We start from the raw sequence: 26879 nt of genomic DNA, 5'->3' as shown, positions 1-26879 counted from the left end.
GCCCGGGCCTCCCGCACCCGCTCCCGCGTCTCCCTCCCTGCGCCCTCGCCTCCTCACCCCGCGGCGGCCCGGCCTCGTGGCGACCCCGCCCGACGGCACGCGGCCGACCGCCCCGACGTGCGCCGAATGGAACACCGATGACCGACCTCCAGGACCCCGCCCCCGGGTTGTCCGCGACCAAGCGCGCCCTGCTCGCCCAGCGGTTGCGCGCCGCCGCGGCCGGCTCCGCGGACGCCACCGGGCCCACCCCCGCGAGCACCGTGCCCGCCCGGCCCCCGGGCGCCGAGGTACCGCTCTCCAGCGGCCAGGAACGGCTCTGGTTCATGGACCAGTTCGCCCCCGGCTCCACCGCCTGGACCCTCGCCCCGGCCCGCCGGCTGCGCGGCCCGCTCGACCGCACCGCGCTGGACGCCGCCCTCACCGACCTGCTGGCCCGGCACGAGGCGCTGCGGATGGCCTTCCCCGCCACCCCCGAGGGCACCGCACTGGTCAGGATCTCCGAACCCGGCCCGTGCGCGGCCGAGTTCGTCGACGCCACCGACGACCCGGACCCGGCCGGCCGCGCCGCCCGGGAACTCGGCGAGCGGGTGGCGCGGCCGTTCGACCTGGCCGAAGGCCCGCTGCTGCGGGCCCTGCTGGTGCGCACGGCCCCGGACGAGCACGTGCTCGCCCTGGTCATGCACCACATCGTCAGCGACGGCTGGTCGCTCGACCTCCTGCACCGCGAACTCGACGCGCTCTACGCCCGGCACGCCCACGGCACACCCGACCAACTGCCAGCGCTGCCCGTCCAGTTCGGCGACTACGCGGTGTGGCAGCGGGAGCGCCTGGGCGGCGAGGCGCTGGCCGCCTCCCGGGCGTACTGGCGCGAGGAGCTGCGCGAGGTCCCGGCCCTGGAGCTGCCCACCGACCGGCCCCGCCCGCCGGTGCTGACCTTCGAGGGCGCCGCCACCGAGTTCCACTGGAGCCCCGAACTCGGCCGCGGCATCGCCGCGTTGGCTCGCTCCGCGAACGCCTCCGGGTACATGGTCCTGATGGCCGCACTGCAGACGCTGCTCGGCCGGCACGCCGGGCAGCGGGACTTCGCGATCGGCTCGGCGGTCGCCGGCCGCCTCCACCGCGAACTGGAGGGCGTGGTCGGCCTGTTCGTCAACATGCTGCCGATCCGGGCCCGACTGGAGGGCGACCCCGCCTTCACCGAGCTGCTCCGGCGGGTGCGCGCGACCACCCTCGACGCGTACACCCACCAGGAGGTGCCGTTCGAGCAGATGGTGGCCGACCTCGACATCGAGCGCGACGTCAGCCGCTCCGCCGTCTTCCAGGTCAGCTTCGCCTTCCAGAACTACGGCGACCGCAGCGCCTCCCCCGCCACCGGCCCCGCCGGCGCGCCGGCCGCCGAGAGCTTCGGGCACGAGGCCGCCACCACCCGCACCGACCTCGCCTTCTACCTGCGGGAGAAGTCCGACGGCGGCCTGTACGGGCTGCTCACCTACCGCACCGACCTGTTCGACGCCGCCACCGTGCGGCACCTGGTCGAGCGCTTCGAACTGCTGGTCGCGGCGGCGGTCGCCGACCCGGACCGGCCGGTCTCCCGGCTGCCGCTGCTCACCCCCGGCGAGCGGCGCGACGTCCTGGAGCGGTGGGCGGCCGGGCCCGCGCTGCCCGACCCCGCCGACGGCCCCCGCACGCTCACCGGCCTGCTCGCCGCCACCGCGCGCGCCCACCCCGACCGCCCGGCCCTGGAGTTCGAGGGCCGCACCGTCGACTACCGGGAGCTGGACGAGCGCGCCAACGGCCTCGCCCGGCGGCTGCGGGCGCTCGGCGTCGGACCGGACGACCGGGTCGCGGTCTGCCTGGAGCAGTCGCCCGAGCTGGCGGTCGCCCTGGTCGGCGTGCTCAAGGCCGGCGGCGCCTACCTGCCGCTGGACCCGGAGCAGCCGCCCGCCCGCCTCGCCCACCTGGCCGCCGACGCCGGGGTGCGGGTGCTGCTCACCGACGCGGCGCTGCGCGAGCGCTTCCCCGGCTACGACGGCGCCGCGCTGCTGCTGGACACCGACCCCGCGCCGCGCGACCCGCAGCCGCTGGAGGAGCTCTCGGGCGCGGACCACCTGGCCTACGTCATCTACACCTCCGGCTCCACCGGCACCCCCAAGGGTGTCGCCGTCCAGCACCGTCAGATCCTCAACTACCTGGCCGGGGTCCGGGAGCGGCTGCGGATCGAACCGGGCGCCGGCTACGGGCTGCTGCAGTCGCTCTCCTTCGACTTCAGCATCACCATGCTCTACCTCGCGTTGAGCACCGGCGGCCGGGTCCACCTGCTGCCCCGCCGGATCGCCGGAGCCGAACTCGCCGAGCGCGTCGAGGCCTTGCGCCTCGACTACCTCAAGATGACGCCCTCCCACCTGGCCGCGCTCGGTGCCGACGCCCCGATGGAGCGCCTGCTGCCGCGCCGGGCCCTGGTGCTCGGCGGCGAGGCCTCGGCCTGGCCGTGGGCCGCCGAACTCGCCGCGCTCGGCCGGTGCGCCGTCTTCAACCACTACGGCCCGACCGAGGCCACCGTCGGCGTGACCGTCCACGAGGTGACCGCCGAGGCCGCCGGCCCGGGCAGCACCCCCATCGGCACCCCGCTGGCCGGCGCCCGCTGCCACGTCCTCGACACCGCCGGGCAGCCGGTGCCGCCGGGCGTCACGGGTGAGCTGTACCTGGGCGGCGACCGGCTGGCCCGCGGCTACCTGGGCCGCCCCGACCTGACCGCCGAGCGCTTCGTCGACGACCCGTTCGGCGCGCCCGGCGACCGCCTCTACCGCACCGGCGACCTGGCCCGCTGGCGCACCGACGGCACCCTGGACTACCTGGGCCGGGCCGACGACCAGATCAAGGTGCGCGGCTACCGGGTCGAGCCCGGCGAGGTCGAGGCCGCCCTCACCGCCCTGCCCGGCATCACCCAGGCCGTCGTGCTGGCCCGCGGCGAGGGGCTGCGGCAGACCCTGGTCGGCTACCTGGAGCACCCGGGCGACGGCCCGGCCCCGACCCCGGCCGAACTGCGCGACACCCTCGCCGAGGTGCTGCCCGACTACATGGTCCCGGCCCGCTTCGTGGTGCTGGAGCGGCTGCCGCTGCTGGCCCACGGCAAGGTCGACCGACGGAACCTGCCCGAGCCCGAGGAGCCCGCCGCGAGCGGCGAGTTCGTCGAACCGGAGGGCGAGGCCGAGGAGTTCCTGGCCGCCCTGTGGGCCGAGCTGCTCGGGGTGCCCCGGGTCGGCGCGCTGGACGACTTCTTCGAACTCGGCGGGCACTCCCTGCTGGCCACCCAGGTGGTCGCCAAGCTGCGCCGCGCCTACCCCGAACTCCCCACCCCGGTCGGGGTGATGGACCTCTTCAAGTACCCCACCGTGCGCCGGCTGGCCGCCCTGGTCAGCGACCCGCACGCCGACCGGGGCCCGCGCAGCCTGCTGCACCTGCTCACCCCGGCCGGCCGCAAGGTCACCGCGAGCCTGGTCTGCACGCCGTACGGCGGCGGCAGCGCGCTCATCTACAAGCCGCTCGCCGACGCCCTGCCCGCCGACTGGGCCCTGCACTCGCTGGCCGTCCCCGGCCACGAGCTGGGCGAGGAGGCGATGGACGTCGACGAGGTGGCGGCCGGCTGCGCCCAGGAGATCCTGGACACCGTCGAGGGCCGGATCGTGCTGTACGGCCACTGCGGCGTCGGCGTCCGGCTGGCCGTCGAGATCGCCCGGCGGGTGGAGGCCGCCGGGCGCGAGATCGACGCCATCCACCTCGGCGGCATCTTCCCGTTCGCCCGGCCGCGCGGTCGCGGCGCCGCCGTCGGCGAGTGGTGGGCCCGCACCGCGGACCGGCTGCGCAGCGACCAGGGCATGATCAACGCCCTGGCGGCGGCGGGCCTGGACACCGACGAGGTCGGCACCGAGCAGCTGCGCCTGATGGTGGCGAACCGGCGGATCGGCACCCGGGAGGCCGAGCAGTACTTCACCCGGCTGTTCGAGGGCATCGAGGAGGGCGGGGGCGAGGACGTCCGGATCGCCGCCCCGGTGTACGCGGTCTGCGGCGACCGGGACCCGGCCACCGAGTTCTACGAGGAGCGCTACCGCGAGTGGCACCGGCTCAGCGGCACCACCGGCGTGGTGGTGCTCGACGAGGCCGGCCACTTCTACCTCAAGTACCGGGCCGCCGAGCTCGCGGAGATCCTCACCACCGTGCACCGCTCGGTGGCGGACGGCGAGGAGGACCGGCACCGGCGCACCGAGGGCGCCACCTGGTGGCTGGCCGGGCTGTCCCGGGACGCCGCGCAGGCCCCCGAGCGCTCGGCCGCGGCGGTGCGGCCGACCATGCGCCGCTTCCTCGGCGTCGCCGCCGGCCAGCAGATCTCGATGATCGGCTCGGCGCTCACCGAGTTCGCCCTGCCGGTGTGGATCTACCTGACCACCGGCTCGCTCGCCCAGTTCGGCCTGCTGGCCGCCTGCGGTCTGGTGCCCGGCATCCTCACCGCGCCGCTGGCCGGGGCGCTGGTGGACCGCGGCGACCGGCGCCGGATCATGCTCTACGGCGACGTCGCGGCGGGCCTCACCCAGGCGGTGATGCTGCTGCTGTACCTGACCGACGCGTTGCAGGTCTGGCACGCCTACGTGCTGATCGCGATGCTGTCGACGGCGCTGACCTTCCAGCGGCTGGCCTGGAACTCGGCGGTTCCGCAGCTCGTACCGAAACGTTTCCTCGGCCGCGCCAACGGCGTCGTCCAGATGGCCTTCGGCCTCGCCCAGTTCCTGGTCCCGCTGTTCGCGGTCGGTCTGCTGTCGGCCCTCGGCCTCGGCGGCATCCTCGTGATGGACGTCGCCAGCTACGTGGTCGCCACCGGTGTCACCCTGGCCGTGCGCTTCCCCGACGTGATGGCCGCACGCCGGCGCGAGAGCGTCGCCGCCGAGATCCGGGCCGGCTTCCGGCGGGCGCTCGGCAGCCGGCACTTCCGGGCGATGCTGCTGTTCTTCGCGGTGCTCAACATCTTCCTGTCGCCGCTGTTCCTGCTCACCACCCCGCTGGTGCTCTCCTTCGCCCCGCTCGCGGCCGCCGGCTGGGTCTCGGTCGCGGCCGGACTCGGCGCGGTGCTCGGCGGGCTGACCCTGCTGGTCTGGGGCGGGCCGCGCCGGCTGCGGCTGCGCGGCGTCCTGTTCGCCACCCTCGGCCTCGCCGCCGCCTGCCTGGTGACCGGCCTGCGCCCCAGCATCTGGCCCGTGGCGCTCGGCGCCTTCGGCATGGCGTACGGGCTCGGGCTGGTCAACGGCGTCTACGCGACGATCGTGCAGACCAAGGTGCCGCTGCGCTTCCACGGCCGGGTGATCGCCGTCAACACCATGGTGGCCTGGTCCACCCTGCCGGTCGGTTTCGCCGTCGTCGCACCGCTCGGGCCGCGCCTGGTCCAGCCGTGGGTCGACGAGGACGGCGCGCTGGCCGGCACCGTCGGCCGGCTGATCGGCACCGGCGACGGCCGTGGCATCGGCCTGCTCTACCTGCTGTTCGGGCTCGCGATGGCGCTGCTGGTGCTCGTCTGCCTCGCCGTCCCGGCGCTGCGTCACTTCGACCGCGACGTCCCCGACGCCGAGCCGGACGACCTGGTCGGCCTGGCCACCCTCTCGGCCCGCGCCGAGGCCGCGTCCCCGTCCGAAGCCCTCCCCGCCGCCCCCGCGGAACCCGCCGCCGCGCGCCGTACCCGAACCGAGGCCACCATCCGATGACCACCACCGACCGGACCCCCGGCGCCGCCCGCCCCGCCGAGGCCGTCCACCCGCTCACCGAGGAACAGCGCCGGCTCTGGTTCCTCCAGCAGCTCCACCCCGCCGACGCCGGGTTCAACATGTACCTGTGCCGCCGGTGGAGCGGCCCGCTGGACGTCGCCGCGCTGCGCACCGCGCTGGAGCGGCTGACGGCCCGCCACGAACCGCTGCGCACCCGCTTCGCCCTGGACGGCGAGGCGCCCGTCCAGCTGGTCGAACCGCCCGCGCCCGTCCCGCTCGACCTGGTCGCGCTCGCGCCCGGCGCCACCGAGCACGACTTCACCGACGCCTGCCGCCCCGCCGTCAACGCGCCGTTCGAGCTCGCCGGGCGCCCGCCGCTGCGCGCCGTCCTGGTCTCCGCCGGGCCGGACGAGCACGCGCTCGCCCTGGTCGTCCACCACATCGTCTCGGACGGCTGGTCGTTCCGGATCCTGTGGCGCGAACTGCTCGCGCTGTACCGGGAGGCGCTCGGCGAGGCGCCGGCCGCGCTCGCGCCGCTCGCCCTGCGGTACGGCGACGTCGCGCGCGCCGAGCAGGAGCGCGCGGCCGCGGGCGGCGCCGAGGCGGCGTTCCGCTACTGGGCCGAGAAGCTCGCCGGCACCGGCCGGCTGCGGCTGCCGCTGGACCACCCGCGGCCCGCCGAGCCGCTCCACCCGGCGGGCTTCGCCACCGTCGCCCTGGACCCGGAGCTGACGGCGGCCCTGGACGCGCTGGCCCGGCGCGAGCGCTGCACCCCGTTCATGGTGCTGCTGGCCGCCTACCAGTGCGTGCTCGCCCGCTGGGCCGGCAGCACCGACTTCGTGGTCGGCACCCCGCTCGCGGGCCGCACCGAGGCGGCGCAGGAGGAGCTGGTCGGCTACTTCGCCCGCACCGGCGTGCTGCGCGCCGATCTCACCGGCGAGCCCGGCTTCCGCACCGTGCTGCACCGCGTCCGCACCGCCACCCTGGGCGCGCTGAGCCACCAGGACGTCCCGCTGGAGCGGCTCGCCGCCCATCTGGACCTGCCCGCCGAGGCCGGTGCGGCGCCGCTCTACCAGGCGGTGTTCGTCCACCAGAGCCAGTACGACCTGGCGGCCGGCGAGGACGGCGGCGCGGCGCTGCCCGCCGGGGTGCGCACGGCCTCCATGGACTCGGGCTTCGAGCGCGCCAAGACCGATCTGCTGCTGGACAGCTGGCGCACCCCGGACGGCGGCCTGACGCTCTCCTTCTGCTTCGACCGGGAGGTCCTCGACCCGGCGACGGTGACCGCGCTCGGCACCCGCTGCCGCGCCCTGCTGGCCGCCGCCGTCGAGGACGCCGCGGTGCCGCTGCACGGCGACTGGCTGATCGGGGCGCAGGAGCGCGCCGAGCTGCTCGCCCTGGGCACCGGTCCCGCCCCGGCGTCCACGGTCCGCCCCGTCCTCGCCCGCTTCGCCGAACGGGCCGCCGCCGCACCGGACGCCCCGGCGCTGGAGTGCGACGGCGAGGTCCTCTCCTACGGCGAACTCGATCGCCGCTCCACCGGGCTGGCCGAGCGGCTCGGCCCGGTCGCCGGGCAGCTGGTGGCCGTCCGGCTGGCGCCCTCGTTCGACCTCGTGACCGCCCTGCTGGCGATCTGGAAGGCCGGCGCGGGCTACCTGCCGCTCGACCCGGCCCACCCGCAGGAGCGGCGGCAGCTGATGCTGCGCGAGTCGGGTGCCGTCCTGCTGCTGACGGACGAGGACGGCGAGGGCCTGCGCATCCGGCCCGGCGCCGACCCGGTGACGGCCGACGGGCGCGCCGGTCTCGCCTACGTCCTCTACACCTCGGGCTCCACCGGCACCCCCAAGGCCGTGGCCGTCGACCACGCCGCGCTGGCCGCCCGCGTCGACTGGATGGCCGGCCCGGACGGCTACCGCCTGACGCCGGAGGACCGGATCGTCCAGTTCGCCTCGATCGGCTTCGACACCCACGCCGAGGAGCTGTGGCCCGCGCTCGCCGCCGGCGCCCGCGTCGTCCTGCTCCCCGGCGGCGGGCGCACCCTGCCCGAGCTGCTGCGCGGCCCGCACGGCCCGTCCGTCACCGTGCTCGACCTGCCGACCGCCTACTGGGAGGAGCTGGTCTCGCACGACGAGCGCACCGCGTGGCCGGCCGCCCTGCGGCTGGTGGTGCTCGGCGGCTCCGAGGCCCGCGCCGACGCCGTCGCCCGCTGGCGCGAGCGGCACGGCGACGCCGTCCGGCTGGTCAACACCTACGGCCCGACCGAGGCCACCGTCATCGTCACCGCCGCCGACCTCGGCGCCCCGGACGCCGGGCGCCGCCCGCCGCTCGGCCGCCCGCTGCCGGGGGTGCGGCTGTACGTGCTCGACGAGCGCGGCGCCCTGCTGCCGCGCGGCTCGGAGGGCGAGCTGTACATCGGCGGCGCCGGCCTGGCCCGCGGCTACCTGGGCCGCCAGGACCTCACGGCCGCCGCGTTCGTCGACGACCCGTTCGGCGGCGGTGCGATGTACCGCACCGGCGACCGGGCCCGCTGGCGCACCGACGGCACCCTCGACTACCTCGGCCGCACCGACGAGCAGGTCAAGCTGCGCGGCTACCGGATCGAACCGGCCGAGATCGAGTCCGCCCTGACCGGCCGTCCGGACGTGCTGCGCGCCGCCGCCGTGGTGCTCGGCGGCCGCCGCCTGGTGGCGTACGCCGTCCCGGCCCCCGGTGCCGCCGGGCCCGACCCCGCCGCGCTGCGCGAACACCTGGCCGTACGGCTGCCCGCGTACCTGGTCCCCGAGACCGTCGTCCTCCTCGACGCCCTCCCGCTGACCCTCAACGGCAAGCTCGACACCGCCGCCCTGCCCGAACCGGCCCCGGCCGCCGCGAGCCGGTACGTGGCGCCGCGCACCGACGCCGAGCAGTTGGTCACCCAGCTGTGGCAGGAGGTCCTGGGTGTGCCCCGGGTCGGCGCCCTCGACGACTTCTTCGAACTCGGCGGGGACTCGCTGCTGGTCACCCGGGTGGTCGCCCGGATCCGCGCGGGCGTCGGGCTGGACGTCCCGATCCGCGACGCCTTCGAGCTCTCCACGGCCGCCGCGCTCGCCGCGCGCGTCGAGGAACTGCTGATCGCGGAGATCGAGGCGCTCAGCGAGGACGAGGCGGCGGAGCGCCTGTCCGGCTGATCACGACCGGGGCGCGGGCGTCCACCGGGATGCCCGCGCCCCGGCGGCGGCCTTGAGATCGGCCAGCCACCCCTCCAGACCCGCCTTGAGGATCTCCGTCGCCATCGGCACGTCGGCGTCGACCTGCGGCCCGGTGTGGGTCTCCTCGGTGCTCACCTTCACCCCGCCCTCGACCCTGCTGAAGTTCCAGACGTGCACCCCGTCGATGTGCACCCCCTCCCCGACCGCCGGACCGGTCCAGCGGATGCAGGAGCCCCGCTCGACCTGACGCACGGTCGAGGTGATGTCCAGGCCGGTGGCCGGGATCCCGGTCCCCGGCGGTACGGGCGTCGTCCAGTGGAACGCCGACCCGGCCCGGAAGCGGCCGTGGTCCAGCCGCTCCGCGCTCGTGACGGGCCGCTGCCAGGACGGCCAGCGGTCGACGTCCGTCTGCAGCCTCCAGATGACGGCCGGCGGCGCGTCGATCACCGCCTCCGTCCGGTACCGCACCTGCGCGGCGGGGTCGACGCCCGCGCCCCGGCAGGTGAGCCCCTTGGCGGGCTGTGCCCCAGCGGGCACGGCGGCCCCACCGAGGATCCCGACGACCAGCGGAACCGTGATCACGGCGGCCCGGATTCCGGACATGGCATTTCCTTCCCTAGAGGCCATCCCTCTCGTTAGAAGTTCTAACTCCTCACCGTTCCGACAGTCAATAGCTTCCGTGATACCTTCTAACCATGGCGAAGACGGAGTCCACCACCCCCCGCGAGCGCTACCGCACCCAGGTGCGCGCCGAGGTCATGGAACGCGCCTGGGAGCAGATCGCCACCGCCGGCGCCTCCGCGCTCTCCCTCAACGCCATCGCCAAACGGATGGGCATGAGCGGCCCCGCCCTCTACCGCTACTTCGCCAACCGCGACGAGCTGATCACCGAACTCGTCCGCGAGGCCTACCGCAGCCTCGCCGACACCCTCGCCGCGGCCGCCGCCACCGGCGCGGACCTGCCCGCCCTCGCCCGCGCCCTGCGCAGCTGGGCCCTCACCGACCCCCAGCGCTACCTGCTGGTCTACGGCACCCCGATCCCCGGCTACCAGGCGCCCGAGGACACCACCGCGATCTCCCGGGAGATCGCCACCGCCCTGCTCGACGCCTGCGCCGCCGCCCTCCCCCCGGCCGCCCCCGCCTCCCCCCTCGCCGCCCACCTCGCCACCCACCGCGCCTGGGCCGCCAACCACCCCGCCCCACCCGAGGCCCTCGCCCTCTTCCTCACCCTCTGGACCCGCCTCCACGGCGTCCTGTCCCTCGAACTCGCCGGCCACTTCACCGGCATGCGGTTCGACCCCGAGGTCCTCTTCGAGTCCGAACTCGCCGCCCTGCTCCCCTGATTCAGACCCGCCACACACCCACCATCGGCCGGGCCCGCTCCAGCAGTTCACGCACCCGGGGATTCCTCGCATGGGATCTCGTCGCGACCACCATCGCCCGGAACCGGTCGTCCGCCCGACCCGACTGCACCTGCGGGTAGTCATCCAGGGCCAGGTGCCAGTTCTGAACAGCTTCTTCGAGCCGCCCAACCTCCACCTGCCACTCGGCCAGCATCGCCCGGTGGCGAACCCGGGCCCGCCGGTACACGGCGGGCCGCACCCTTTCAGAGCGTTGCAGCGCCCTGATCGCGCCTTCCCGGTCACCGAGTTCGTGGTTCACCTGAGCCACGTGATAGGCGAGCGACGCGGGATCGTACGAGCCGTGAGCCTTGGCCCTGGACTCGGCCCGCTCCATCGCGACTTCGGCCGCCCGCAGCATCGTCAGCGCCCCGGTACGATCGCCGGTCCGGGCGAGGGCATGCGCCTGCTGGCCCGCCAGGAACGCACGCATCCGTGGCCCTGCCTGCGGCGACGCGGTCGATGCGGCTTCCGCGAGTCTCACCGCCTGCGAACCGTGACCGAGTTCGACGGCTTGAACGCTCATGCCTCGCAGCGTGGTGCAGTAGATGAGATGGTCACCCGCTGCGAGCGCAAGCTCCAGCGCCTTGGTGTAGTAGCGCTGTCCGAGCGTGTCCAAGCGCTCGTCCACCGCCATGTATCCCGTGAGATAGAGGTGATCGGCCGCCGCGGAGAGCATCGCCCTACGCACTCCCGCCGAGGCGGTGGCGCGCAGGTACGGGACGATGTTGTTGACCATGAACGCGGCCGCCATCGGCCGTGCGGTCCGCCCGCCGAACTGGTCGTCGATCTCACTGATCCGCTCTGTCATCGCGATGACGGACTCGACCTCGCCCATCCCGATCCTGCTGTGCGGATCGGTCCTCAGCCTCTCGAACCGGCCCACCACATCAGGCCACCCGGGAACGGTCAACGCGATCGAGTAGAGGCCGGCTCCGAGTACACCCCTGCGTGATGGATCCATATCGGCACTCCCGAGGTCAAGCAGCCCTCTCACCATGTCTTCGGATTGCTCCTGCTCATCGGGCCGATCCACGAAACCGGCCTCAAATGCGGTGACAGCCCTCCCGAGGCGCCGGCTCAGAACCTCAAGGACCACTTGACGGTACTTCGCCATGGGGCGGGTTCCGGCGAGCCAGTGGGATACGGCCGACTCGTCGTACCTCAGCCTGAACCCGGCTTCCGTTCCGGCCCGATTCACCGACCGGGCGAACTCGCCGTTGCTTTTCCACCGGCACTCCATGAGCAAGTGTGCCAGCTTCGGATTTGCCGTCCGCCCGCGCGCCATCCGCCTCGCCTCCCGACCGGGTTTCAAGGGTTTCAATCGACAAGAGGCCGCCAACCGCACTCACAGCCCGTGCTCACCTGTTGACTTTACGTCAGACAAGCCAGCCCGGGCCCTGAACCACGGCGTCGAACGAACCGACCTTGGCAAGAAGGTCTGGGCCGAGCTGGAGCTCCCTGCCCAACCGTTGACCCGTCGCCAGATTCTGGCCCACCCCCACCGCACACTCCGCGCCGTCGCTCGCCGGCTCTCCCGCCGCCGTCGCGCGCGGATACGTCCGCTGCCGAGCACCTCGCGCTGATCTACAGGCACCTCGCACCGCACCCCACGGCTTCCTGCCCCGAGCGCCGGAGCAGGAATGACCCCCTTCACGGGCGGTCGAACCCGGGCCGCTACAGGGCGGGACCGGGTAATCCCACCTCATCTCTCAAGGAGACACTCATGATCGAGCAGCAGACCACGGAGCCGGAGAACAGCGACCTCATGGTCGAGATCGGCGACCTCACCGTTCTCACCGAGGGCCAGGGCAAGGGCAGCAGCGAGGACAAGCGCCGCGCCTACAACAGCTGACGTCCAGTGTGCGGCCCCGCCGAGCCGGGGCCGCACCACTCCCGTCCCTGCTCCCCAGGAGAAAGCATGTCCTTCGGAGGCTTCAGCTCCACGGCCGCACCCCGTCCGCGTCCCGCCGGCGCCGACCTGATCACGGCTGGATCATCTGCCTGGCGCTTCGGCGGCCAGCCCGCCCGGGCTCTCACGGTCACCACCGAGAGTCACCGAATCTTCGTCCTCGGCCATTGCGGCGCCAAGGAATCCGAGTTGTCGCAGCTGAGCTCTTCCGGCCCGCCCACCAACGCTACTTGGCGCTGGGCCGGTGCGTACGCGGTGATCGAGGAGACAGTCTCCGGGACCATCGTGCACACCGACCCCGCCGGCTCCCTTCCCGTGTACGCAACCCCATGGGGCGGGTGCTGGGCCTGGTCCACGTCTGCCCGGACGCTCGCCGCACTGACGGCAGCAACCATTGACACCGAACGCCTGGTCTGCGCCGTCTTCCTCCCGTCGGTGCCCGCACTGGCTGCCGGACGGTCCTTCTTCGAGGGAGTCCGACAGCTACCGCCTGGTGCAAGAATCGAACTGCCTGCCAACGGCTCCTCCCCTCGAATCAGCACGAGTTGGCTGCCAACGCCCGTACGCTGCGCACCGCCCGACATTCGGCTACGCCGTTCCCTCGAACAAGCGACTTCTCTGCGAACCGATTCGGACCCCACGCTTTCATGCGATCTCTCCGGTGGGCTGGACTCCACGAGCGTCGCGCTCCTGGCTGCCAACGCGCTGCCTTCCGACCGGCGCCTCAACGCCGTCACCGTTCATCCTGACGGTGATCTCGGCGGAGCCGATCTCCGTCACGCGCGGCTCTCGGCAGCCCGTTGCACACACCGAATCACCCACCATCTGCTCCCGCTGGCTGATGACCACCTGCCCTACACCTCCATCACCGAGGTACCGGCGACCAACGAGCCCGCGCCGTCCACACTTACCCTCGCGAGGCTGGCTGGCCAGTTGACCTGGATGCGAGAAGAGTTGGGCACACGAACACACCTGACCGGCGATGGTGGAGACAGCATCCTGTTCCAGCCGCCCGTCCACCTCGCCGACCTGATCCGTCACCGCCGTCTGCGTCGCGCAGCGGGCGAGGCGTTCGGTTGGGCCCGGCTGCGCCATGCCTCTGTCGGCCTGGTGCTGCGGGACGCCGTCCGCACCGCGTACACCACTCGTCGCCGCGCCGCGGCCACCCTCGCAGCCACTGTGGGAACCCAGGCAAGCGACGAGCACGGGAGAGCCACCTGGTTCCCCTTGCTCCCCTTCCCTTCCTGGGGTAGCCCTCTTGCCGCTCGGCTCCTCGCCGACGCCGCTCGGCGCATGACCCAAGTGACCGATCCGTTGCCCGGACTTGACTTCTCGGTGCGGGTGCTGGTGGACGAAGTCCGCGAGGTCGCCCGTACGGCTGCCGCCGACGCTGAGGTGGCGGCTGCCTACGGCATCGCGTTGCACAACCCGTTTCTGGATCCCCTCGTGGTGGACACAGTCTTGACCACACCGCTCGACCTGCGTCCACCGCAACACGCCTACAAACCGGTCCTTGCCGAGGCGATGGCCTCACTCCTACCACCCGAGACTGCGGCACGGACAACCAAGGGCAGTTTCAACGCCGACCACTACACCGGGCTGCGCACGAACCTGGCTGAGCTGTCCGTCATGGCCGACGGTCATCTCGCGACGCTTGGTCTCCTTGATCCCGACCGTTTCCGCAGCCACCTTGCACAAGCCGCGGCTGGCCTGCCGACGCCGCTCGCGACCATCGAGCAGGCCCTCGCCACCGAGGCCTGGCTCACCGTCCACCATCGCAATCCGCTGCCCGGCTGGACGCAGGTCCCCGCAGGTGAGTCCCATGGATGAACCGGCCGACGTGGTCACCATGCCCAGCCACGTACGCGCTACCGACTTCGGCCACGTCCTGGTCCTCATCGACTATCACTCCGGCAGCGTGCGAGGTCTGCTCCCCGCTGCCGCCGATCGCTTCCGCAGAGCCGCCCGCACCGGCGACTACCGTGCGCTCGGCAAACCGCTCAACAACCGACTCCGGGCCGCCGGGCTCGTCGTACCCGCCGCCTCGGCCTCGCCCTGGCCGCTGATCATCGCCCACACGGGACGGGCGAGCTGGGGAAGCGCCGAGCACGTCGCCGGTACAGCCCGGCCGGACCCGGGATCCTACGTAGACCTCCTACGTGGCACAGGTGCACTCGCGACGGTGGCCTCCATCAAGGCTGCAGGACGTCGCCGGACGGCGATGCTGCGGGTCATCCACGCAATCCGGCTGGCGACGTCAATCGGCCGTCGTCCGGCCACCCCGAAGGAGGCAGCAGGCGCTGTTGCTGCGGTCCGAGCCGCCGGGTGGTACGCCCCAGGCCGTACAGCCTGCCTGGAGGAGTCAGCGGCGGTCGTCCTGTTGCTGGCCACCCGCCGTCTCACCGTGACGTGGTGTCACGGAATTGCCGCTGATCCCGTACGGCTTCATGCCTGGGTGCAGACTGAGGACGGCACAGCTGTGGGCGAGCCGGATTCGACGGGCGCCTACACACCCGTTCTCGCCCTTGGAGCCCGCCATCATCAGCGAAACTGACCCGATCATCTGGATCCGCGACGGCGGCTGCGGCCTCGGGCCCTATCGTGCAGATCTCGTCGAGACGTACTGGCGATGGGAGCAGCATCCGGCCTCGCTGGTCGGGTACGGGCGGCAGCAGCCGGAGTCGCTGGAGGCCCGCACCGAGGGGATGGAACGGCAACTCCGGGGTGACAACATCCGGTTCACCGTCTACGAGCTCACGGGCGACGCCGACGCCGTGCCGGTCGGCGTCGCCACGCTGCTGCCGGATACCGCTGTCCGAACGGCCGAGTACGTGGTGATGGTGGCCCCGGAGGCGCGGGGGCGGGGGCTGGGGACGGCGGCGACCCGGTTGGTGCTGGACTACGCGTTTCACATCACCAACGTTCGGATGGTCTGGCTGAAGGTACTGGCGCCCAACAGGCCGGCCGTCCGGGCGTACGAGAAGGCGGGGTTCCGCACGGTCGGGGTGCTGCGGGAGGCCGGGTACTGGCTCGGGCGGGTCTGTGACGAGGTGGTCATGGACGCGCTGGCCGCCGAGTTCGGCGGGCCTTCGACGCTGACTCCTCTCGTGGCCGAATAGAGCCGGGAGCCACTGTCCTGACGCGACGTCTGATCGGGGCCGCCCCGGCGAGGACCGTTCGAAGGCGCACCAGTATCGTTCGACCGACGGAGCACCCGATCGGGAGGTCGACCGCATGCTGGACGAGTTGGACGAGTTCTGCGTCCGGGCCCTGGCCGAACACGGCTGCGCGTCCGCCTCCGTCGCCGTGGCCTCGGGCGACGAGCTCGTGCTCTCCCGGGCCTACGGCCGGGCGAGCGTCGCCGGCCGGCGGCCGGCCACTCCCGAGACGGTCTACGGGCTGGCCTCCGTCACCAAGGCCTTCACCGCCACGGCCGTCTGCCTGGCCGCCGACGAGGGCCTGCTGGACCTCGACACCCCGGTCCCCGGCAGCTTCCCGTGGACCGCGCCGACACCGCGCCAACTGCTCCGGCACCGCGGCGGGTTCCCGGCGTTCTACAACTTCCACTACGGCACCGGCCCGCTGCCCGTCGACATCGACCGCTACCGCACGCTCGTCCGCGAACCGGGGACCGACTTCGAGTACTCCAACATCGGCTACCACGAGCTGGGCAGCCTGCTGGAGGCCGTGACCGGCCAGGACCTGGGCGACTACCTGCGCGAGCGGATCGCCGACCCGCTCGGCCTGAGCGGCTTCGGGTTCGGCGCGGCCTACCCCGGGCCGGCGCCCGTCGCCCGGCGCTACTCCGCCGACGGCCGCGCGTACCCCACCTGCTTCACCGGTCACCCCGCCGCGGGCGCCGGCTGGGCCACCGCCGGCGACGTCGCGCTCTTCGCCCGGACCGCCTCCCGCCTGCTCGAACCCGCCACGGTCGCCGCCATGCACGAGGCCGTGCCGTTCAACGAGCACCTCGGCTACGGGTTCGGCCGGGTCGTCTCGCGCGGCGCCGGACCGGTGGTCCACAGCCACGGCGGCGGCATGGGCGGCATCGCCACGATGATGATCGACGTCCCCGAGCGCGAGCTCTCGGTCGCCGTCCTCACCAACTCCACCGACAAGGCGGCCCGCGACGCGATCGTCACCCACCTCATGGCCGCCCTGGCGCCCGGCTTCTCGGCCGACCACCTCAACCCGACCACCGAGCAGCCCCGCCCGGCGACACTGCCGCAGGGCGAGTGGACCGGAGAGATCCGCGCGGCGGAAGCGGACATCCCCCTGCGGCTCACGATCCTGAGCAACGATCAGGTCGAGATCCGACTGGCCGACCACCCGCCGCTCACCACCCCGGCCACCGCCTCCCAGCACTGGGACCTGCGCACGATCGCCCCACTACAACTGCCCGCCCCCGACGCCCTCCTGAACAGCCCCAGCCTCGCCCTCGACCTCCGCATCGAACCGAACCGCCTGACCGGCCGCGCCACAGCCTTCAAGGACGGCGACCACCAGGGCCGGCTCGGCCCCTACCTGGTCCACCCCTGCACCCTGACGTCCCGCTGACGCCCGCTCAGCACGGGCGACAGGTGGCCGAGTGGACTGCCGGGGGACAACTCGGGTGATCTTTCCGTTTTCCGGGCATCAGGACTGGGCGGGAAGGGGGCGGGCATGGCGGAGGGCGGCCCGGCGGAGACATCAGGGGACGGGCGGGGACCGGAGCTTGGCGAGACCGGACGACAGGACGGCAGGCGCAGGCGGCGGGAGCTGTTCCTGTCGCTGCCCGCTCTGATCGTCACGACGGCGGTGGTGGGGGTCGTCTCGTGGGGCGTCACACGACTCACGGACGGGGCGAATTCGCTCGCCCGGACCACGGGCCCGCTCGCCACGGTCTCCGTCGAGACCAACCCGAAGAAGGTCGGCGCGTTCGAGGACACGGGCATCCAGGGCGTGCTGCCCGCGGGCGCCGCGCCCACCACGGGACCGGGGACCGGGTGCACCGGGTTCCACGACTGGCTGATCAAGAACGCCGGGACGGACGCCGGCGCGAGCAGGCTCCAGGTGACGGTCCAGGGCAACGCCGAACGGCAGGTGCAGATCTCCAACGTCCGCGTGGTGGTCGCCTCCCGGGAGGAGCCGCCGGCCTCGGTGGGTGTCAGCTGCCCCACCGCCGGCCAGGCCAACCTCCGGTTCCTCACCATCGACCTGGACAGCCCGCAGCCCCGCGCCACGTACACGTCCGAGGACGGCGCGCCGTTCGGCTTCACGGTCGAGTCCGGCGAGATCGAGACGTTCCTGATCTCCGCGACGGCCCAACAGGCGCTCTACCACTGGTACCTGGAACTCGACCTGGTCTCGGGGACCAAGCGCACGACGGTGCGGGTCGACGACGGCGGGAAGAGCTTCCGCACGGCGCCCCTGCCGGCCGCGCCCGGCTGGGCGTGGGACTACAAGAGCACCTGGACGTCCACCACCTCCGGCCGGACCGTTGCCGTCGGTGAGCCCCTCGTCCCGCCGTCGCCCGGTGCGAAGGACGCGCCATGAGCGGCGTCCGGGCGCGGGTGCTCGCGCTGGTCCTCGTCTGCCTCGCGGCGGTCGGCGCCGGGATCGGGGTGGGCCGGTGGCAGTCGGACGCCCCGGCCGCCGACGGCGCCGACGACCAGACGCCGGCACGTGCCCCGTACACGCTCACGGAGATACCGCTCCCCGGCGGCGACGCGGGGCGGGCGACCGCGAGCGCCGCGCTCGGCAACGGCCTCCTGCTCGTGGGCACGTCGAACGGGCGCGTCTACTACGTCGACCCCGCCAACGGCGCGACCAGGCTGATGACCCCCACACCCGCCCCCGTACGGAGCATCCGGGTCTCGGCGGACGGCGGGACGGCCGCCGTGCTGAGCGAGGACGGCGCGGTGCGGGTGATGAACCTCTCCCGCACCACCCCGACCGACTTCACCATCGACCCGCTCGAGGGACCGGGCGGCCTGTCCCCGGACGGCGGGCTCTTCGTCTACGGCAGCTTCGAGCCCACCGTGGTGGACGTGACCACCGGGAGGACGAGCACCCTGCCGGAGAAGCCGATCCCGGACGGGGGCCGCACGGCCTACGAGGACTGGGCGGTCACCGGCGACGGGCTGGTCCGCGCGGCCGGCCTGGAGGGCGTGGAGACCTGGGACCCCGCCGATCCGGACCGCGTCGGCGAGACGATCGGGTGCGGGTGCGCCTCCCGGAGCGTGCGGTTCAACGGCGACGGCAGCCTCGCGACCTTCGGCACCGCCGACGGCCACACCGTCGTCGTCGACCTCACGACGGGCCGGGTGCGCTCCGACAAGACGGTCGCCGTCGGCGACTTCACCATCATCTGGACGGCGACGCTCTTCGGCGACGACCGGCGCGCGGCGGCCGGAACGCCCTCCGGTGTGGTGGTCTGGGACGTCGAGGGCCGGCGCGTCGTCTGGGAGCACGCCTTCCCCGGCCACCACGTGGAGCAGGTCGGCGCCGTCCCCCACAGCAAGGCGCTGTTCATCCGGACCGTTCAGGACGGCGATTCGGGAGATGCGGTCGGCTCCAGGCTGTGGCTCGCCTCCCCCTCCTCCGGATGACCCTCGGCGACGGGAGGGGCGAAGGGACCCGGCGCGGTGAACGCCAGGGTCGCGAAGCGCCGGGCGATGTGGTGGTGGGTGGCGGCATCCGGGTGGAGCCGGTCGGGCAGCGGGAGGGCGGTGGCGTCGGCCTCGCCGTAGAGCTCGCGACCGTCGAGGTAGTGGAGGTTCGGGTCGGCGGCGGCCCGCTGTTCGACGATGCGGGCCAGCTCCTCGCGGATGACGCCGAGTGTCAGCTTTCCGCTCGCGCGCTCGGCGGGGTCGCCCGTCGCGCGGACCAGGACGCGTCCGGCACGCAGGGCGGCCAGGTCGAGGGTGCTGGGGCCGGGGGTGTCCTCGACGATGGGGCACAGGATGGGCGAGACGACCAGCAGCGGGGTGCCGGGGTGACCGTCGCGGATGGTGTCGAGGAAGCCGTGGACGGCGGGGACGAAGGCGCGCAGGCGCATCAGGTCGTGGTTGACCAGATTGATGCCGATCTTGATGCTGATCAGGTCGGCGGGGGTGTCCCGCAGGGTGCGGGCGGTGAAGGGGTCGAGCAGGGCGCTGCCGCCCAGGCCCAGGTTGATCAGTTCCACGCCGCCGGCGGCGGCGGCCAGGGCGGGCCAGGTGGTGGTGGGGCTCGCGGCGTCGGAGCCGTGGCTGATGGAACTCCCGTGGTGCAGCCAGACCGTGCGGCCCCGGTCCGGCACGGGCTCGACGGGGGCGTCGGTCCGCAGCGCGACCAGTTCGGTGGTCTCGTTGTACGGTAGCCAGATCTCGACGTCCTTGAGCCGGTCGGGCAGGCCGGCGAAGCGGAGGGTGCCGACGGGGCCGGGGCGGCGCTCGGCGGTCCTGGTGGCGATGTCGACGGTCAGCGTGTCGCCGCCGGCCACGCTCGCCCGGCCGGCGAGGCGGCCGTCGACGAGCAGGTCGTAGACGCCGTCGGGGCGTGCCGGGGCGCCCGCGTAGACGGTCTTGGTGGGGACGGTGTCCAGTTCGAGAGCGGTCGCCCGGGTGCGGAAGACCAGCCGTACACCGGACGGCTGGGACTGCGCCCTGGCCAACTGGGGGTCCGCGCACTGGGCGCGGGCCCAGGCGGGCAGCCGGTGCGGCAGCAGGCCGCGCTCGGTCCGCTCCACGTCGAGGGCCCCGCGCAGCAGGTCCGCGGTGACGGGTGCGGTGATCCAGCCGCGCGGATCGTCCTGGTGGTCCATGGTCTCGTCCTGCCCGTCGGGGTCGGGTGGTGGCGGTGCAGCTCCCCTGCCGCTCCGGCCAGGCATCTAGACGTCTAGATGCCTGACTGCCGCGGATGCTATCCGCCAACGGGTCGCACCCGGCTGAACACCAGGAGAACTTCACGGGTACGGAGCAGGAGGTCGATCCCGCTCGCCACGTCCGTCAGCCGGCGAGGCGTCTGCGGCGGGCCCGCTGGCGGCAGGTGGCACCGCAGTAGCGGCCCGGGCGGCCGGTGGTGCGGGCGGTGAGGGCGGCCCCGCACTCCTCGCAGGTCGTCACGGACTCGCCGCAGGTCGTCACGGTCTCGCCGCACCCGTCACGGAAGGGTGGATGTTTCGTGACGGAAGTGGTGGACCGCAGCCCGTCCAGGGTCAGCCGGACGAGCTTGAGCCCGGCCGAGCGGTCGCGGCGGGCGGTGAGCGTCGAGACGCATCCGACGGTGAGCGCCACGACGTCCTCGGGGGTGAGGTCGGCGCGGACGCCGCCGGCCCGCTGGGCCGCGTGCAGCAGCGCGGCCAGGACCTGGCGGAAGCGCAGCAGGGCGGCCGTGAGCAGCGGGCGCGGCCAGGTCCGGTCACCGGTCACCACATCGCAGATGTGCCCGCGTCTGCTGGACAGTTCGACGACGTCCAGCAGGAATCCGAAGAACGCCTCGGTGGGCGCGCAGCGGGCGGCCTGGCGTTCGCCGGAGGAGACCAGGTCGTCCAGGTGCTGGGTGAACACCGCCTCCAGGAGGGCCTGTTTGCTCGGGAAGTGCCGGTAGACGGTGCCGGCGCCGACGCCCGCCCGTCGGGCGATCTCGCCGAGCGGGACGTCGAGCCCCAGCTCCGCCATCGCCTCGACGGCGGCGGCCAGCACCCTGGCCCGGTTGCGGCGGGCGTCCGCGCGGTCCCCGCCGATCACTGTCGTCATGTCACGAAACCCCTTGTCCACCGGACCAAACGGGTTGCAGTGTTCCAGATACCCCGGGCCGACCGCATCAATGCGGAGCCATCGGTCCCGGGAGACGGAGGAGGAACGACATGACCACCGACCACGACTCCGCCTGGGCCACCATCGCCGTGACCGGCGCCACCGGCAAGCAGGGCGGCGCGACGGCACGCCGCCTGCTGGCCGGGGGCCGGCGGGTCCGCGCGCTGGTCCGAGACGAGTCCACCCCCGCCGCCTCGGCGCTGCGGGCCGCGGGAGCGGAGCTGGCCGTCGCGGACTTCGACGAACCGTCGAGCCTGGGACCGGCGCTGGCCGGCGTCACCGCGCTCTTCGCCGTACCGCCGGTCGCCTACGGACCGGCGGGCAGCGACCCGGAGTCGGAGTTCGCCCGGGGCCGGGCCCTGGTCGACGCGGCGACCTTCGCGGAGGTCCGCCAGGTGGTGTTCACCGGCGTCGCCTCGACCTCGGGCGCGGCGTTCGCGGCGCCGGGTAAGCGGCGCATCGAGCAGTACCTGCACGAGCGCATCCCGCTCGTGACCGTGCTGCGCCCGGTGCGGTTCATGACGAACTACCTCGGGGTGACCGGCGTGGGCCTCGACGGACTCGTCGACGGGGTCCACCGGCACCTGTTCACGCCGGACGCGCCGCTCCAGATCATCGCGCTGGAGGACATCGCCGAGTTCGCGGCCCTCGCCTTCGAGCAGCCCGACCGGTTCGCCGGACGCACGCTGGAGCTGGCCGGCGACGCCCCGACCCCGGTCGAGGCCGCCGCCGCGATCAGCGCCGCGACCGGAATCGCGGTGCGCTACGAGCAGGTCACCCACGACGAGGCGGCCGCCTTGAACCCGGAGTTCGCCGAAGTCCGGCAGCAGTGGGACGCCGGCCACCGCTGGCACGCGGACATCGAGGCGCTGCGGGTCATCCACCCCGGCCTGCGCACCTTCGCCGACTGGCTCGCCGAGTCCGGCGCCGCCGCGCTGCGGGCCCGGCTCCTCGGCGAGCAGCCCGCGCCGCGGACGGTCTGACGGCGCACGGCCGGCCGTGCTCACCCGAGCTCGGACAGCGCCTCCGGGGCGGGCTCCGGCTCGGGGGCGAGCACGGCCCGGAGGTCCTTGACGGACCGGCGCCACGCCGGCCCCTCCTCGGTCTCGTCCCAGAGCTCGGCGAGCTCGGACTCCTCCGCGACCACCCGGTCGAGGGCTTGCACGGCCAGCTGGCGCAGGTCGGCGGAGAGGACCGGGAGGGGTTCGTCCGGGCCGTAGGCGGTGGTGACCGGCTCGCCGTTCGGGCACTGCGCGGCGACGAGGGCCGCGGCGGCCACCGCCTTCTCCCCGTCCCAGGCGTCCTGGTAGTCCTCGGCCCCGGTGTCGGCGGCGACCGTCAGGACGCGGCGGATCAGGGCCTCCCGCTCCTCCGGGGCCGCCTCGTCCAGGGCGCCCGCGAAGTCCGCGGCGGTGTCGTTGTCGAAGTGGCCGGTGTCCCAGGTACCCATGGTGCTCTCCTCGGTTGCTGTGCCCGCATCCTCGCACCGCCCACCGACAATCGAGCCGCTGCCCCCGCCCCGCCCTGAGCCGGCGTCATGCCCGACCCGTCCGTCAGAGCCCGCCGGCCGTCCGGCGGACGGCGTCGCGCAACCAGTGGTGGGCGCCGTCGGCGGCGTGGCGCGGGTGCCAGGCCATCCCGACGGTGACCGGCGGCAGGGGCAGCGGGATGTCGAGCAGCTGCAGGGCGAGGGCGGTGGCGGCGTCCGTGAAGGGGGAGGGCGCGGCACCGGGCAGGGCGGCCGGGACGAGGCAGACGACGTCGCCGAGCGCGGCGAGGGTCATGGCCGCGAGGTGGTCGGGCAGGGCGACGGACACACGACGGCTGAGGCCGAGTGCGGCGAGGGCGGTGTCGACGGGGCCGGTGAAGACGCCCCGCCGGCTGACCGAGACGTGCTCGGCCGCCGCGAACCGGGCGGGGGTCAGCGGGCCCTCGGTGAGCGGGTGGCCGCGGCGCACGGCCGCCGTCATCCGCAGGGTGACCAGGTCCTCGACCCGGGTCTCCGGGTCGGGGTGGTCGATGGAGCCGATCTCCAGGTCGACGCGGCCGTCCCGCAGCGCCGGTCCGCCCTCGCCCTCCTCGGTGCGGAAGCGCAGCGCGACCCCGGGCGCCTCGCGCCGCACCAGCCGCAGCAGGGCGGGGGCCAGCGCGGCCCCGACCAGGTCGGCGGCCTCGAGGGTGAAGGTGGTGCGCAGCGCGGCGGGGTCGCCTACCGCGCCCTGGCCAATCCGTCCTTCTTCGAGAACCTCCTGGAGGAGGTGGACTCGATCCGCGAGCGCGGGGTCTTCACCGACGTCCTGGAGGCCGGCCGCAGGGGCGCCGATGGTGGCCGTCGCCGACATCGCCGCCGCGGCCGCCGGCCTGCTGCGACGTCGGCAACCAGCTTCGAGCAGTGGTGCGCCCGGGTCCTCGGGCCCGCCGTGCTCTCCTGACGACCCATCGCCCCGCACCGGGACCCCGCGGCGTCAGCCGCCGGCGGCGTCCGCGATGCGCGCCTGAAGGGCGGCGGCCAGCGACTCGACGGCCGCCGTGGTGAAGGCGTGCTCGTTGTAGCGCAGCCAGCAGACCAGGGAGCCGTCCGGCTGTTCGGTGGCGGCGAGTTCGGGGACGTGACGGTCGCCGCCGGGCAGCGGGTAGGGCACGGTGGCGCTGCGCGGGACCTCCCACGCCGTGCAGGCCAGGCCCGGGAGCTGGGCGGGCGCGTTCCAGCTCTCGTAACGGATCCAGGCGGCGAACGGCACCAGCGGGCTGAACTCCGCGAACGGGTACAGCTGCCGGTCCAGCGCCGCGGTGGCGGTGTCCCGGACCCGGGCGAGGAGTTCGGCGAATCCGGGGGCGCCGGAGGCGTCCACCCGCAGCAGCAGGGACTGCACGAAGCAGCCGACGGCCTGTTCGGCCTCGGGGGTGGTGCGGCCGGGGACGGGCGTCATCAGGACCAGGTCGTCCTGCCCGCTGCGCTCCGCCAGCAGGCCGAGCCAGACGGTGGCGAGCGCCTGGAACGGGGTCGCCCCGGCCTCGGCGGCCCGTTCCCGCAGCGCGGTGGCCCGGGCGGCCGGGACGGTGAGGCGGTGGGCGGCGCTGAGCACCGTCTCGGTGTCGGCGCGCCCGGGGAACGGGTGCACGGCCTCCGGCGCACCGGCGAGGGTGCGGGCGAAGTGGGCGCGGGAGAGCGGCCACTGGGCGTTGGCGCGGGTGACCAGCTCGCCGAGCGTCGGCATCGGCCGGGGCGGGGGCGCCGGGCGGCCGCGGCGCAGCGCCGAGTAGATCACGCCGAGGTCGCGCAGCAGCACGCCGACCGACCAGCCGTCGCCGACGATGTGGTGGACGGCGAGCAGGACGGCGTGGTCGTCGGGTCCGCGGCTGACCACCGCCAGGCCCGTCATCGGTCCCTCGCCGACGTCGGTGAGCCGGTCCCGGACGGCGATCAGACGGGCCGACACCTCGTCGTCGCTCTCGCCCGGGGCGTCGACCAGCACGGCCTCGACCTCCGCCTCGGGGTCGACGACGGCGCGCCGGATCCCCGGTGCGGCGCCGGGCACCGGCACGAACCGGGTGCGCAGCGCCGGGTGGCGGCGGACCGCCTCGTACAGGGCCTCGGTCAGCAGCCGGGGGTCGAGCGCCTCGGTGACGCGGAACATGACGGCGACCGAGCCGACGTTGCGCCCCTCGGCCTCGGCCATCCAGCGCAGGAAGTTCTCCTGCTGGGAGGTGAGCGGGATGTCGTGCGGCTGGGCGCGCAGTTCGCGCAGGAAGGGCGAGAGGTCGGCGTCGTCCACCGGGAGGAGGCCGCCGGCGTTCCGCGGGGCGTCGGCGAGCCAGGCGGCCTGGGCGCGCAGCGAGGGGCGTTCGAAGACGAGGGCGGTGGCGGCGGTGACGCCGAACTCGGCGGAGACGGCGGCGGCGAGCTGGACGGCGCGGAAGGAGTCCCCGCCGAGGGCGAAGAACTCGTCCTCCACGGCGGTGGCGGGCCGGCCGAGGATCCGTCGCCAGACGGCGGCCAGGGCGCGTTCGTGCTCGGTCGTGGGCGGGGTGCCGGCCGGCTCCTCGGCGGGCGCCTCGAAGCGGGCGCGCAGTTCGTGCTTGACGACCTTGCCGCTGGGGTTGCGCGGCAGCCGGTCGGTGACCAGGATCCGCACCGGCAGTTCGGCCCGCCCGAGCCGGGCGGCGAGGAAGAGCCGCAGCTCGTCGAGGTCCAGGCCGTCGGCGGCCGGCACCACGGCGGCCACCGGCACGGCGCCCATGACGGGGTGCGGCAGGCCGAGCGCGGCGGCGTCGGCGACCCTCGGGTGGGCGTGCAGGACGTCCTCGATGCGCAGCGTGGAGACCTTGAGGGCGCCGGACTTGATGACGTCGCTCTCCCGGTCGACCAGGTGGAGGTAACCGTCGGCGTCGAGCCGGCCGAGGTCGCCCATCCGCACCCAGCCGTCCCGGAAGACGGCGGCCGAGGCGGCGGCGCCGGCCGTGTAGCCGCGCGGCGGGCCGGGCTGGCGCAGCCAGACCTCGCCGACCTCGCCCGGTTCGACGGGCTCGCCGTCCTCGCCCAGCAGCCGCAGGTCGGCCGGGTTGGCGGGGCGGCCGACCGAGCCGGGGCGGCGGGCGTCGACGACGGCGGATATCTGGGCGGGGGACGCCTCGGCGGAGGTGTAGGTGTTGACGAGGGTCGCGGTCGGCAGGGCCTCGCGCAGGGCGGTGGCCACGGGAGCGGGCAGCGCGGCGGCGGAGCAGCTCACCAGCAGGACGCTGCCGAGGTCGTGGCGCTCGGCGACACCCGTGTTGAGCAGTTCGACGGCCATCGACGGCACCAGGAAGACGGTGCCGACCCGGTGTTCGGCGACGGTGCGGCCGAACTCCTCGGCGTCGAAGCGCGGCAGGCAGATCGTCGCGGGCGCGGCGACCAGGGCGTTGACCAGGACCACCTGGGCGGCGTTGGTGCCGATCGGGAAGGCGTGCACCGCGTGCGCGGAGTGGGCGTAGGGGCGCGGGCGCGGATCGAGCCGCTGGCCGGTGGTGAGGCTGGCGTGGGCGGCCTGCACGCCCTTGGGCGCGCCGGTGGTGCCGGAGGTGCCGATGACCTGGGCGAGGTCGCCGGGGCCGGGACGGTGCGGCGGCCGGTCCTCGCCCGCGCCGTCCGCCTCCAGGTCGGCGAGCCGCAGGCAGCGCAGGCCGGCCGCGGCCGCCCGGGCGTCGGCGTCGGGGGCGAGCGCCAGGGCCGCCGTGCTGTCGCCCGCGAGGCGCGCGGTGTCCTCGGCGCTCAGGTCCTCGCGGACGACGACGCCCGCCGCGCCCGCGTAGTGCGCGGCCAGGAAGGCCACCGCGTAGTCGTCCCAGGCCCGGTTGGGGAAGAGCAGCAGCACCCGCTCCCCCGGCCGCACCCCGGCCCGGGCGAGCCCGTGGGCGGCGCGCACCGCCCGCTCGCGCCAGGCCCGGTAGCCGAGCGCCGGGCGGCCGGGGACGAGCAGCGCGGGCCGGTCGGGGTGCCGCCGCGCCCGGTCGTCGAGCAGGTCGGGCAGGGTGAGCGCGTCGAGCGCCGAAACGGCGGTGGCGGGCGCGGCGCTGACGGTGGATCGGGTGCTGATGACGACTCCCGGTAGAGGCCAGGACGGGTGGCTGGTCCAGACCGTAGCGGTTCGGCGCCGTCACCCGCCAGAGCCGTCCCACGCCGGCGCCGGGGTCAGGGCCGGATTCGGGCTTCGCGCCGACCACCGCCCGGCCGCTCGGCACCGTCGAGGTCCACGCCGAGCGCAACGCGGCTAGCCCGCCCGGGCGGTCCGGGGGGTGTCGCACCGGCCGGTCGGGCGCGGCCGGCGGCCTCCCGGCCTACCGTGGGCCAGCCGCGGGCCGGTCCACCGGAG

18 protein-coding genes are annotated in these 26879 nt (G+C 74.3%); 11 read left to right on the top strand and 7 right to left on the bottom strand.

Annotated elements, in window-relative coordinates; translation table 11 throughout:
* The first annotated feature begins 137 nt into the window (after nt 1-137).
* Complete coding sequence (locus ABT238_RS12370; protein WP_350756957.1) at nt 138-5747, top strand: non-ribosomal peptide synthetase/MFS transporter; 5610 nt, start codon at nt 138-140, stop codon at nt 5745-5747.
* Entirely contained in the window at nt 5744-8914 is a 3171-nt protein-coding gene (locus ABT238_RS12365) for a non-ribosomal peptide synthetase (RefSeq protein ID WP_350756954.1), read from the top strand. The genes ABT238_RS12370 and ABT238_RS12365 overlap by 4 nt, the downstream gene beginning before the upstream one ends.
* Here the strand turns inward: ABT238_RS12365 and ABT238_RS12360 are convergent, their stop codons facing one another.
* On the bottom strand, nt 8915-9538 hold the full coding sequence (locus ABT238_RS12360) for an SRPBCC family protein (protein WP_350562919.1): 624 nt from the start codon (nt 9536-9538) through the stop codon (nt 8915-8917).
* Between the two features lie 92 nt (nt 9539-9630).
* Between ABT238_RS12360 and ABT238_RS12355 the strand changes: the two genes are divergently transcribed.
* Nucleotides 9631-10278, top strand: coding sequence for a TetR/AcrR family transcriptional regulator (locus tag ABT238_RS12355; protein ID WP_350756951.1), 648 nt, complete (start codon nt 9631-9633; stop codon nt 10276-10278).
* Nucleotide 10279: 1 nt separating this feature from the next.
* On the opposite strand, the gene ABT238_RS12350 is transcribed toward ABT238_RS12355, so the two are convergent.
* Nucleotides 10280-11623, bottom strand: coding sequence for an NsdA family TPR-like regulatory protein (locus tag ABT238_RS12350; RefSeq protein WP_502891424.1), 1344 nt, complete (start codon nt 11621-11623; stop codon nt 10280-10282).
* A gap of 438 nt (nt 11624-12061) precedes the next feature.
* Here ABT238_RS12350 and ABT238_RS12345 point away from each other — a divergent pair, with 438 nt between their 5' ends.
* The 7 genes from ABT238_RS12345 (at nt 12062) to ABT238_RS12315 (ending at nt 18837) form a co-directional block, all read left to right on the top strand.
* The gene (locus ABT238_RS12345) at nt 12062-12190 is read left to right on the top strand and encodes an albusnodin family lasso peptide (RefSeq protein ID WP_350756945.1); all 129 of its coding nucleotides are present in this window, start codon (nt 12062-12064) and stop codon (nt 12188-12190) included.
* A 66-nt stretch (nt 12191-12256) separates the two neighbouring features.
* The gene (locus ABT238_RS12340) at nt 12257-14077 is read left to right on the top strand and encodes an albusnodin/ikarugamycin family macrolactam cyclase (RefSeq protein WP_350756942.1); all 1821 of its coding nucleotides are present in this window, start codon (nt 12257-12259) and stop codon (nt 14075-14077) included.
* A complete protein-coding gene (locus ABT238_RS12335; RefSeq protein WP_350756939.1) occupies nt 14070-14801 on the top strand; it encodes a lasso peptide biosynthesis B2 protein in 732 nt (243 codons plus the stop codon). Before ABT238_RS12340 ends, ABT238_RS12335 begins: the two co-directional genes overlap by 8 nt.
* Nucleotides 14773-15366, top strand: coding sequence for a GNAT family N-acetyltransferase (locus tag ABT238_RS12330; RefSeq protein WP_502891423.1), 594 nt, complete (start codon nt 14773-14775; stop codon nt 15364-15366). The genes ABT238_RS12335 and ABT238_RS12330 overlap by 29 nt, the downstream gene beginning before the upstream one ends.
* A 115-nt stretch (nt 15367-15481) precedes the next feature.
* Complete coding sequence (locus ABT238_RS12325; RefSeq protein ID WP_350756936.1) at nt 15482-16804, top strand: serine hydrolase domain-containing protein; 1323 nt, start codon at nt 15482-15484, stop codon at nt 16802-16804.
* Nucleotides 16805-16909: 105 nt separating this feature from the next.
* The gene (locus ABT238_RS12320; protein ID WP_350756933.1) at nt 16910-17782 is read left to right on the top strand and encodes a hypothetical protein; all 873 of its coding nucleotides are present in this window, start codon (nt 16910-16912) and stop codon (nt 17780-17782) included.
* Complete coding sequence (locus ABT238_RS12315) at nt 17779-18837, top strand: WD40 repeat domain-containing protein (RefSeq protein WP_350756930.1); 1059 nt, start codon at nt 17779-17781, stop codon at nt 18835-18837. Before ABT238_RS12320 ends, ABT238_RS12315 begins: the two co-directional genes overlap by 4 nt.
* Here ABT238_RS12315 and ABT238_RS12310 read toward each other — a convergent pair.
* Together ABT238_RS12310 and ABT238_RS12305 are read right to left on the bottom strand one after the other, a co-directional pair.
* Entirely contained in the window at nt 18771-20033 is a 1263-nt protein-coding gene (locus tag ABT238_RS12310) for a GDSL-type esterase/lipase family protein (protein ID WP_350756927.1), read from the bottom strand. The two genes, ABT238_RS12315 and ABT238_RS12310, sit on opposite strands and share 67 nt — an antisense overlap.
* A gap of 184 nt (nt 20034-20217) precedes the next feature.
* Nucleotides 20218-20967, bottom strand: coding sequence for a TetR/AcrR family transcriptional regulator (locus ABT238_RS12305; RefSeq protein WP_350756924.1), 750 nt, complete (start codon nt 20965-20967; stop codon nt 20218-20220).
* 110 nt (nt 20968-21077) lie between these two features.
* Here ABT238_RS12305 and ABT238_RS12300 point away from each other — a divergent pair, with 110 nt between their 5' ends.
* Complete coding sequence (locus ABT238_RS12300; protein ID WP_350562905.1) at nt 21078-22010, top strand: NmrA family NAD(P)-binding protein; 933 nt, start codon at nt 21078-21080, stop codon at nt 22008-22010.
* Nucleotides 22011-22030: 20 nt separating this feature from the next.
* On the opposite strand, the gene ABT238_RS12295 is transcribed toward ABT238_RS12300, so the two are convergent.
* The 3 genes from ABT238_RS12295 to ABT238_RS12285 form a co-directional block, all read right to left on the bottom strand.
* Nucleotides 22031-22477, bottom strand: coding sequence for a DUF4259 domain-containing protein (locus ABT238_RS12295; RefSeq protein ID WP_350562903.1), 447 nt, complete (start codon nt 22475-22477; stop codon nt 22031-22033).
* A gap of 103 nt (nt 22478-22580) precedes the next feature.
* Nucleotides 22581-23369: a LysR substrate-binding domain-containing protein gene (locus ABT238_RS12290; protein WP_350756922.1), complete on the bottom strand. Its 789-nt coding sequence runs from the start codon at nt 23367-23369 to the stop codon at nt 22581-22583.
* Between the two features lie 123 nt (nt 23370-23492).
* Nucleotides 23493-26528, bottom strand: coding sequence for an AMP-binding protein (locus tag ABT238_RS12285; RefSeq protein WP_350757153.1), 3036 nt, complete (start codon nt 26526-26528; stop codon nt 23493-23495).
* Between the last annotated feature and the right edge of the window lie 351 nt (nt 26529-26879).

The organism is Kitasatospora sp. NPDC001527 (assembly GCF_040298605.1).
In the GTDB taxonomy this organism is placed as follows: domain Bacteria; phylum Actinomycetota; class Actinomycetes; order Streptomycetales; family Streptomycetaceae; genus Kitasatospora.
The sequence above is the reverse complement of the archived record's forward strand: the minus strand, read 5'-3'. Positions and strand labels throughout refer to the sequence as shown.

What these genes read in the sequence shown, in the direction of transcription:
- ABT238_RS12350 (WP_502891424.1), bottom strand. Translation starts at nt 11,623, where the DNA reads ATGGCGCGCGGGCGGACGGCAAATCCGAAGCTGGCACACTTGCTCATG.
- ABT238_RS12290 (WP_350756922.1), bottom strand. Translation starts at nt 23,369, where the DNA reads ATGTCGGCGACGGCCACCATCGGCGCCCCTGCGGCCGGCCTCCAGGAC.
- ABT238_RS12365 (WP_350756954.1), top strand. Translation starts at nt 5,744, where the DNA reads ATGACCACCACCGACCGGACCCCCGGCGCCGCCCGCCCCGCCGAGGCC.
- ABT238_RS12345 (WP_350756945.1), top strand. Translation starts at nt 12,062, where the DNA reads ATGATCGAGCAGCAGACCACGGAGCCGGAGAACAGCGACCTCATGGTC.
- ABT238_RS12310 (WP_350756927.1), bottom strand. Translation starts at nt 20,033, where the DNA reads ATGGACCACCAGGACGATCCGCGCGGCTGGATCACCGCACCCGTCACC.
- ABT238_RS12370 (WP_350756957.1), top strand. Translation starts at nt 138, where the DNA reads ATGACCGACCTCCAGGACCCCGCCCCCGGGTTGTCCGCGACCAAGCGC.
- ABT238_RS12360 (WP_350562919.1), bottom strand. Translation starts at nt 9,538, where the DNA reads ATGTCCGGAATCCGGGCCGCCGTGATCACGGTTCCGCTGGTCGTCGGG.
- ABT238_RS12325 (WP_350756936.1), top strand. Translation starts at nt 15,482, where the DNA reads ATGCTGGACGAGTTGGACGAGTTCTGCGTCCGGGCCCTGGCCGAACAC.
- ABT238_RS12305 (WP_350756924.1), bottom strand. Translation starts at nt 20,967, where the DNA reads ATGACGACAGTGATCGGCGGGGACCGCGCGGACGCCCGCCGCAACCGG.
- ABT238_RS12300 (WP_350562905.1), top strand. Translation starts at nt 21,078, where the DNA reads ATGACCACCGACCACGACTCCGCCTGGGCCACCATCGCCGTGACCGGC.
- ABT238_RS12320 (WP_350756933.1), top strand. Translation starts at nt 16,910, where the DNA reads ATGGCGGAGGGCGGCCCGGCGGAGACATCAGGGGACGGGCGGGGACCG.
- ABT238_RS12295 (WP_350562903.1), bottom strand. Translation starts at nt 22,477, where the DNA reads ATGGGTACCTGGGACACCGGCCACTTCGACAACGACACCGCCGCGGAC.
- ABT238_RS12340 (WP_350756942.1), top strand. Translation starts at nt 12,257, where the DNA reads ATGTCCTTCGGAGGCTTCAGCTCCACGGCCGCACCCCGTCCGCGTCCC.
- ABT238_RS12335 (WP_350756939.1), top strand. Translation starts at nt 14,070, where the DNA reads ATGGATGAACCGGCCGACGTGGTCACCATGCCCAGCCACGTACGCGCT.
- ABT238_RS12355 (WP_350756951.1), top strand. Translation starts at nt 9,631, where the DNA reads ATGGCGAAGACGGAGTCCACCACCCCCCGCGAGCGCTACCGCACCCAG.
- ABT238_RS12315 (WP_350756930.1), top strand. Translation starts at nt 17,779, where the DNA reads ATGAGCGGCGTCCGGGCGCGGGTGCTCGCGCTGGTCCTCGTCTGCCTC.